Raw genomic sequence first — 7734 nt, 5'->3', positions numbered from 1 at the left:
GGAGTGATCCAAGGCGGGGGGCGGGGATGGTCGGAAGAGATGCGGCAGGACAAAATTTCGGGTTCGGCGCAGAGTCGTCGAAAGTCGATTCCAGCGAGAATTCCCTGGACCAGCGCGGGAACCGGTCCGTCAAATGGACGCTGCCGTCTGTGGCTGCCGCAGTTCGACCGGCTGTCAGGACCCACTGGACGCGGAGGCGGTGGGCCTGCTGTGCGTTCAAAACTGCCTCCATATTGCCGCCCGCCCGAATTTCGAGCACCCAGTGGAGATCTGCGAGGCTTGCCAGGAGGCGGTCCCGGCAGGCCATGCGGGTGGCTTTGGGGCAATGCACAGCGCGGGTGAGGCAGGTCATCACGGTGGGAGGGAAATGGAAGGCGTGCAGAGGGACTGGGGAATTTTCCGATCTGCCTGTGCAGAGGTCTTCCATGGCGGTCGGTAGTAGGAGCAGAAGAGGTGCCCCGGCACGTTGAGCGTGTGCTGTGATCAGGTCATAGGTCAAGGTGCCGAGACTGGAGGCAAACCCTTTGCGCTCGGGATCGGAATATCGGAGCAGCGAGCGCAGGGCTTGCAGCCAGGGTGCTTCGGGCTGAGGGCCTTTTCTCTTCCGGGAATTGAAAACGGCCACCCAGGGATGGGACCGGTCGAGGGGGCCTTTTCCGAAGAGTACCTGAGGGCACGACGGATGATGGCCCGAGGGAGGAAGGTCTGCATCGAAGACTGCGGCCCAGATGCCTTTCGCGTCCAGTGCATCGGACTCACGGCAGGCGCGGGCGAGGTGCTTCCGGTCAGCGGAAAAGGAGGGGACGCACTCCTGGAGCCATGCCTGCAGGTCCTCCTCGGCGGTGAGTCCGCTCTCGATCCACTGCCTCAAGATGTCGTGATAACCGGGGCCTTCAAACCGGTGGGCTTTGGCGGGAGTGGGATGCAGGATGAAATTGAGGATGAAAAGGCTGCGGCAAACCTCGGGCTGGAGCTGCCGCGGCAACCCGTCTGCCATTCCCTGCGGCCGGGGAAGATCGCGAAGAGGGGGAATGATTGACGTTTCCAAAGGCTTTGAGTATGTTCCTCCATCGCTGTGCCTCTCGTGTGCGGAGGGCCATCCGGATTTATCAAGGCGAAATGTAATTTCACCATACAAAAATATTGCATTGACGGCAACGGGTTCCGTATGCAGGCGAAGCCCGGTTGAACATGATTTCTAAAAGGCAGGGAGAGGAATATGAAGCTTGGAATCATTGGGCTCGGACGTTCGGGCAAAACCACCATTTTCAACGCACTGACCCGGCGGAGCGGAGAATCCGTGCCGGCGGGAGGCCAGGTGGTTCCGGCCCTCGGCGTAGTTCCCGTGCCCGATCCCAGGGTGGACTGGCTGACGGGGCTCTACCAGCCCAAAAAGACGGCGTATGCTCAGGTCACCTACATGGACCTGCAGGGCATGGCCGGAGGCATCGACAACAAACAGGAATATATAGCGCTGCTCCTCAATCACATGCGTCCCATGGACGCGTTTCTGATGGTGGTGCGGAATTTCTCGGATCCCGGCATGGACGCGCCTCATCCGGCCAAGGACTACCAGGAGCTGGAAGATGAATTCCTCATCGCCGACCTGGCGACCATCGAAAAGCGCCTGGAGAAGCTCGAAATGGAGCAGAAGCGTGGCAAAAAGATCCAGGGCGCCGAGAGGGAACTGCTCCAGGCGTGCGCCGAATTGCTGAATGCGGAAACTCCCCTCCGCACCAGGCCCGAGCTGGCCAACGCCCCGGAGCTTCGAGGTTTCACCTTCCTCTCCAGCAAGCCCCTCCTGGTCATCGTCAACAATGCCGACGACGATGAAACTTTGCCCGACCTTTCCCTGGGTTCTGCCGATGCCATGGTGGTTCGCGGAAAGCTCGAAATGGAAATGGCGCAGCTTCCCGAAGAAGAGGCCGAAATCTTTCAGCAGGATTTCGGCATTGTGGAATCCGCTCTGGACCGAGTCATCCAGCATTCTTTTTCGCTCCTGCACCTGGCGACTTTCTTCACGGTGGGGGAAGACGAAGTGAAGGCCTGGACCATTCCCCGGAATTTGTCCGCACAGGAATCCGCGGGAGTCATCCACTCGGATATTCAACGAGGCTTCATCCGGGCCGAAGTCGTGGCTTACGAAGACCTGCGGAGTACCGGGGATTATGCTGCGGCCCGCAAACAGGGTTTGGTGCGACTGGAAGGGAAGACTTATCCGGTCCAGGATGGGGACATCATTCATTTCCGCTTCAATGTCTGAGGAGAGCAAGACCCCGTGAAATGGCGCAACCACGCTGTCATGGCCGCATCCATAGCGTTCATGATGGGGCTTTATCCTGTGGAAATCCTCTATTGTGCGTCCTTTGCGGCGTTGCCCGATCAACTGGAGGTGGTTTGGGGGGTGCGGATTTTTGCCCACCGCACCTGGACCCATGAGGTGCTGGTATGGTTGGTGCCCCTGCTGGTGCTCCTGGCGTGCCCCCTCCTGCTGCCGGGCATTCCCCGCATCCTCGTGCCTCCCCTGGAGGGGGGGCTTCAGGGATGGCTTACCATCCGGACCTGGGTGCTTTTTCTTCCGGGGCTGCTTCATCTGGCCGGGGATGTTCTCACGCCCCAGGGCATTCGAGTCTCTACCCGCAAGGTCGCTTTGGGGCTTTTTAGAACGGGCAGCGCCATGGAATACGTAGCAACGGGCGTTCTGGCGGCGGCCGCCGCATTCTTTTACGGAATACGGTAGCTTTTGGCGCGATAAAAAGGCTGGGACCCTCAAACGTCATCGTGTATCAGCGAGATGACCGCGCCCTCCGACATCTTCAACTGAGGAGAGATGAGCCCCTCGTATAATAAACTCGATAAGGTATAAAACTTCCGATTTATGTGGTTCCCTGTTTTTTTGTAGGAGCGGCTTCCAGCCGCGACTGGCTCACTGTCGCGGCTGGAAGCCGCTCCTACAAAAAAGAAGTTTTCAATGCTTCATGCGTATATTTCCAGGTAAAAAGCGCAAAACCTGCAAAAGCAGCGTATCGATGGCGTTGAAGAGCTCGCCGGAAAGCCCTCCATGGCTCATGCTGCCTCCGAAGAGCTGCTGTCGTAGACCGTCCACGACCTTGTTCACACTTCCCAGTTTGCTGACGGTGCCCGTGAGGCCCGCCAGCTTTTCCTCGATCAGTAAGCGCCTGGCCAAACGGCAGAATTCCAGAATATTTCTCTCGATTCTGTCTGCCTCTTCCCGCCATGGATCGAAAGCCCCTGCTTCGTTTGCGATCCGACCACCCATTTCCACCAAAGCCTTGAGGGTTACGGCCAAGGTGCCGTATTCCAGTCCCCGGATCCCCCGTTTCCAATGAAGAAGCCAAGGCCTCCGCCAAGTCCAGAGCAGATGCCTTTCTCCGAATCGGATGAGATCGTCGGCGGCATCCCTCGCGCGCATGAGAGACTCCATGGATCCCCTGCCCGGGAGCGATGGGGAAGCATTCCCCGGCGCTGGAGGAGGAGCGGGGAGGGGGAGGAGAGCGTCGGAAGCCTTGTCATCCAGGTAGGTCAGGACATTCCGGAGGAGGGCGTGCCCCCAGCGATCCTCCGGAGTCTCCATGTGGGGATAGGAGAGGATCAACCTCCCCCTGCCCCGGGTGGCTTCGATGATGGCCGGATGCCCCAGGAGCCTTTCGGGCTTCAAGTTGATGCCGTAGGCCGCTTCCAGAGCATCCCAGGGTGTGGACCCTCCCTCTTCGGCGGCAAGCGTGAGATCGGAAACGGGCAGATCCGCAACCATGAAGTCCTCACCTGTTGCCGCATAGGTCGCCAGTGGGCGCACGGATGCCGTCAGGGCTCCCGAAAACTGAGAGGGCCACCAGATGGAAAGGGGTAGCTGCTCCGGCAGCCCCCGCCAGGCAGGATGGTCCGAGTCTCCTTGAACCAGGACCCCCCCGCTGGCGCTGGGAAGCCTTTCCGAAAGGGGCATGCGCTCCAGTGGAACCAGTGAGAGGGACGGCGGACTGGAGAGAGCGAGTCCCGCGCCTCCGCAAAAGCCCAGGTAGCTGCCTCCCCTCAGGATGAAGCGGTCGATTTCTTCACGGCCCTGTTTTCCAAGGGCCTTCATCTTGTGGGATGCCCAGCCTCCCGGGACGACGAGGACCCTGTAATGCGCCAGGCGCCCTTCGGCGATGTCTTTCCCCGTCAGCAGCGTGAAGGGAATGGCCAGCTTTTGCAGGGTTTCCCAAAAGACCAAACCCCACACCAGGGACTGGTCCCAGAAGAGGGCCAGGGGTGTCATGTCGCGCCTCTCATGCATGCCTTCCATAAAACTATTCCGCACCCTCGTCTGCGGTGTCGTCGGATTTCAGGATGCCGGATTTCTTGAGAGCAGCCACGCCACCCTGAACATTGACCGCCTGGCAGAATCCCGCGTGCTTCAGTTGCCGAAGGGCCTCGTAAGAGCGCACTCCCGAGTTGCACACCACCAGGAGCCTCTTGTCCCTGGGAACTTCCTGCATACGGTATTTCAGGGTTTCCTGGGGGATATTGACCCATCGGTCACCAAACTGCTCCACAAAGGGCGCCGCATTGGCCGGTCCCCGAACGTCCAGGCAAATGGCGTCGTCTGATTTTTCCTGGAAGAAACAGCGATCGAACTCTTCAATATCCAACGGCTTGTTGTAGCCGTCCAGGATATTTTCCGCCGTGTTGGCTGCGGCGTTCAGGATGTCCAAAGCTGATGCGAAGGGCGGCGAGTAGGCGACTTCCATGTTGGAGAGGTCGTCCAGGGTTGGCCTGTAGGGGAGCATGGCGGCGATGGCGTCGATGCGGCCCACGAGGGCGTCGCCGTTGTGGGCGATCCCTTGAGCCCCCAGGATGCGCCGTGTTTTGCGGTCCACGATCAATTGGAGGTACATGAGGTCCTGGGTCGGGTAGAAATGGGCGCGGTCGGCCTGGACGACGAGGGCCTGGATCGCATCGAACCCTTCCCTGAGTGCTGCCTGGAGGGTTATTCCTGTGGAGGCGACCCCCAGTTCGAACACCTTGATGGAAAAACTTCCCACGACTCCGTTGAAGGCGGCGAAATGCCCAGCCAGGTTGGTGCCGATGACCCGGCCCTGGCGGTTGGCGAGGGAGCCCTGGGGGAAAAACATGGGCTTGCCCGTCACCAGGTGCAGGACTTCGATGCAGTCTCCGCCGGCATAGATGTCGGGATCCGAGGTCTGAAGGCGGCGATTGACCACGATCGTGCCTCGGGGCGAGACCAGGAGTCCGGCATCGCGGGCCAGCTCCGAGTTGGGGCGAACCCCTACGGACGTGATGACGAGATCGGCGTCCAGGGTTCCACGGGATGTGGTAATGCGAAGCGCGTGATCTCCATCGCCCCGGGCGATTTCCTTCACGGTCTCGTTCAGGCGAATGTCGACACCTTTCTCTTCCATGTGCATCTGGACCATGCGGGCCAGCTGACGGTCCAGGATGATGGGCAGGACCTGATCGGCAATCTCCACGATGGTGGTGTCGATGCCCCAGAGGTCGCTCAGGGCTTCAGCCATTTCACACCCAATGGCCCCGGCCCCCACGATGACCGCTTTGTCTACCTTTCCCTTGGAAATGTGCTCTTTGACAGCGATGGCCGACTTGAGGTTGGCCACATGCATGACTTCCGGCAGGTCTGCGCCGGGTACGGGGAGACGATTGGGCACGCTGCCCGTGGCGAGCACCAGCTGGTCATAGGCTAGGTCTTCTTCTTTTCCGGTCAGCAGGTCCTGGGTGCGGATCGTCTTGGCGCCTCGGTTAATGGACAGGACTCGTGTACGGATCTTGACATGGACATCCTTGGTGTTTTCAAAAAACTCGGTGTTTCTTTCCATGTGGAAGCTGGTGCTCATCAAATCACGCACTTCGCTGACATCTCCCGAGATGAAATAGGGAATCCCGCAGCCTCCATAAGAAATGTATTCGTCCTGGTCGATCATGATGACTTCATAATCCGGTTGGAGGCGTTTCAGCCGGCACGCCACTTTGGGGCCCAACGCCACCGCGCCGACAATGACAATGCGCTTCTTTTCCATCGATATTTTCCTTTCTTCTCGGTTCGAAAGTGTGCGGATTCCCCAAGTGCGTCGGGAGCAGTGAAGATCTGGTTCTTCAATCATTTCCGAAACTGCGTATGGCTCCACAGTCCGGGCATGTCCAGACGATGCCATTGCACGTCATGCCCCAGAAATTTTCCTCCATGCAGTCGGAACAGATCATGAATCCACAGGGGCAGCTCCAGCAGAAGGGCTGAGGGTCGCCGCAGGTGCTGCACACATACGTTTTGGGGCGGCGCCATTTGCCGCTGTTTTTTTTACTGTCGGGTTGAATGTCGTTCATAGTTTCCTGCCTCAGAAGAAGAGATTCTCCAAAGGCTCCGCGTGGGAGCCTTCCGTGCGTAAAGGCTGTATCATGGATCCACGGAGGTCCCCTCCCTCCTGGCCGCTGCATCTCTTTCCTCTATCAGGTGCTCCAGGAGCTTGCCGAAAGGCCACTCGATGGAATGTTCCGTCACGACCGCGTAGATGGGACGGGGTAGATCCTTTGTTTTGAACAGGTCCAGGAGAAAATAGACACCCTTGGGGGGAATATTGTAAAAGAGGAGGACCTTTTCATCGGAAATCAGGGGCTCGTCGCATTGGCTTCCCGAGTGGATGATTTCCTTCAAAGTCAGATTCCCCTGAATTTTTTCGATGGATGACGCTGGGGGGGCTCCCACTTCCTTCAATACGGCAGCAAGTCTCTCCTGTTCCTCGTCCGTGTAATTCCACATCAAAAGTCTTGGCGGCTGGTCCATGAATAGTGTTTCTTCCTCCATCAAAGTTAATGGAATTGCAGCAGACACCTCAGAGAAGGTCCATCCCGGCCGATTCAACATAATATTTTAGCACCGTCTGCTCAATTGCCCATTCCTTAATTGAAGGACAGCGGGCAGGGGCTTGGCGGGGAAACCATCAGAGCATGTGCAGCGTCATTATAGACAAATTTTATGCGGCTCGGGCAGTTTTCGGAGTGGAAAAAGTATAGATAAAATGTTAGGAAACATTTCTCTTTCATCGATATGATCTATGGATTTTTTGACGTGAAGCGATTTGAATAATAATATCGTCGAATTAACCTAGTTTGGAAAAAAGGATACAACACAGAAAGTTGGTTGACTCCAAGGCTATCGTGCATAATTTCCATGTTAAAGGTGACGGTTTTGTAACCGAAGATCGTGCGAACGATTAGGCGTAAATAGAAGCAGTAGAAGTTTTGTCACAGCCCTGAAGTGGATAAAATCGCCAAGGGATCAGAGTGGGGCGAAACGTCTGCAGCCACGGGTGGTAAGGGCTCATAGTCCAACGAAGGAAAAATTAAAGGAGAATATAATGATCCATGTAACCGAAAAGGCGGAACAGGTACTCAAGGAATATTTCAAGGGAAAGGAAATCACGCCTATACGTGTTTTCCTGCAGTCCGGTGGGTGAGGCGGTCCATCTCTGGCAATGGTTCTGGACGAACCTAAAGATACGGATGATGTCTTCAAGGTGAACGGTTTTACCATGATGGTGGACAAAGACCTTCATGTGCAGACAAAAGATTTGACAGTGGACTATGTTGACTATGCCATGGGCGCCGGTTTTAAGGTCTCGTCGGAAGTGCCCGTGGCCGGGGGCGGCGGATGCGGCTCCGGTTCCTGCAGTTGTTAGAAATTCTTTAGGGACTATCCACTCC

General features: G+C 57.3%; 7 protein-coding genes. 3 read left to right on the top strand and 4 right to left on the bottom strand.

The features are described from left to right. A partial coding sequence (locus MWC30_RS16785; RefSeq protein WP_244085356.1) for a hypothetical protein occupies nt 1-1048 on the bottom strand: 1048 nt, incomplete at its 3' end. A gap of 171 nt (nt 1049-1219) precedes the next feature. Here MWC30_RS16785 and MWC30_RS16780 point away from each other — a divergent pair. Next, the gene (locus tag MWC30_RS16780) at nt 1220-2263 is read left to right on the top strand and encodes a DUF933 domain-containing protein (protein WP_244085355.1); all 1044 of its coding nucleotides are present in this window, start codon (nt 1220-1222) and stop codon (nt 2261-2263) included. Nucleotides 2264-2278: 15 nt separating this feature from the next. Further along, nucleotides 2279-2740 carry a metal-dependent hydrolase gene (locus tag MWC30_RS16775; protein ID WP_244085354.1) on the top strand — a complete coding sequence of 154 codons (462 nt, stop codon included), beginning with the start codon at nt 2279-2281 and terminating at the stop codon, nt 2738-2740. A gap of 228 nt (nt 2741-2968) precedes the next feature. Here the strand turns inward: MWC30_RS16775 and MWC30_RS16770 are convergent, their stop codons facing one another. From MWC30_RS16770 to MWC30_RS16760, 3 genes are all read right to left on the bottom strand, one after another. Next, nucleotides 2969-4303, bottom strand: coding sequence for a BPL-N domain-containing protein (locus MWC30_RS16770; protein WP_244085353.1), 1335 nt, complete (start codon nt 4301-4303; stop codon nt 2969-2971). A gap of 4 nt (nt 4304-4307) precedes the next feature. Continuing rightward, nucleotides 4308-6053, bottom strand: coding sequence for an FAD-dependent oxidoreductase (locus MWC30_RS16765; RefSeq protein WP_244085352.1), 1746 nt, complete (start codon nt 6051-6053; stop codon nt 4308-4310). Nucleotides 6054-6427: 374 nt separating this feature from the next. Beyond that, nucleotides 6428-6814, bottom strand: coding sequence for a DUF3783 domain-containing protein (locus MWC30_RS16760; RefSeq protein WP_244085351.1), 387 nt, complete (start codon nt 6812-6814; stop codon nt 6428-6430). A gap of 574 nt (nt 6815-7388) precedes the next feature. Between MWC30_RS16760 and MWC30_RS22770 the strand changes: the two genes are divergently transcribed. Beyond that, nucleotides 7389-7709, top strand: a complete 321-nt coding sequence (locus tag MWC30_RS22770) for an IscA/HesB family protein (protein ID WP_306423203.1) — start codon at nt 7389-7391, stop codon at nt 7707-7709. Nucleotides 7710-7734: the final 25 nt, after the last annotated feature.

The organism is Desulforhabdus sp. TSK, from assembly GCF_022836495.1.
GTDB lineage: Bacteria > Desulfobacterota > Syntrophobacteria > Syntrophobacterales > Syntrophobacteraceae > Desulforhabdus.
Note: the sequence above shows the minus strand (reverse complement) of the source record. Positions and strands in the feature narration are given on the sequence as shown.

Coding starts and splice junctions, on each gene's coding strand:
- MWC30_RS16760 (WP_244085351.1), bottom strand. CDS start 6,814: ATGGACCAGCCGCCAAGACTTTTGATGTGGAATTACACGGACGAGGAA.
- MWC30_RS16765 (WP_244085352.1), bottom strand. CDS start 6,053: ATGGAAAAGAAGCGCATTGTCATTGTCGGCGCGGTGGCGTTGGGCCCC.
- MWC30_RS16770 (WP_244085353.1), bottom strand. CDS start 4,303: ATGGAAGGCATGCATGAGAGGCGCGACATGACACCCCTGGCCCTCTTC.
- MWC30_RS16780 (WP_244085355.1), top strand. CDS start 1,220: ATGAAGCTTGGAATCATTGGGCTCGGACGTTCGGGCAAAACCACCATT.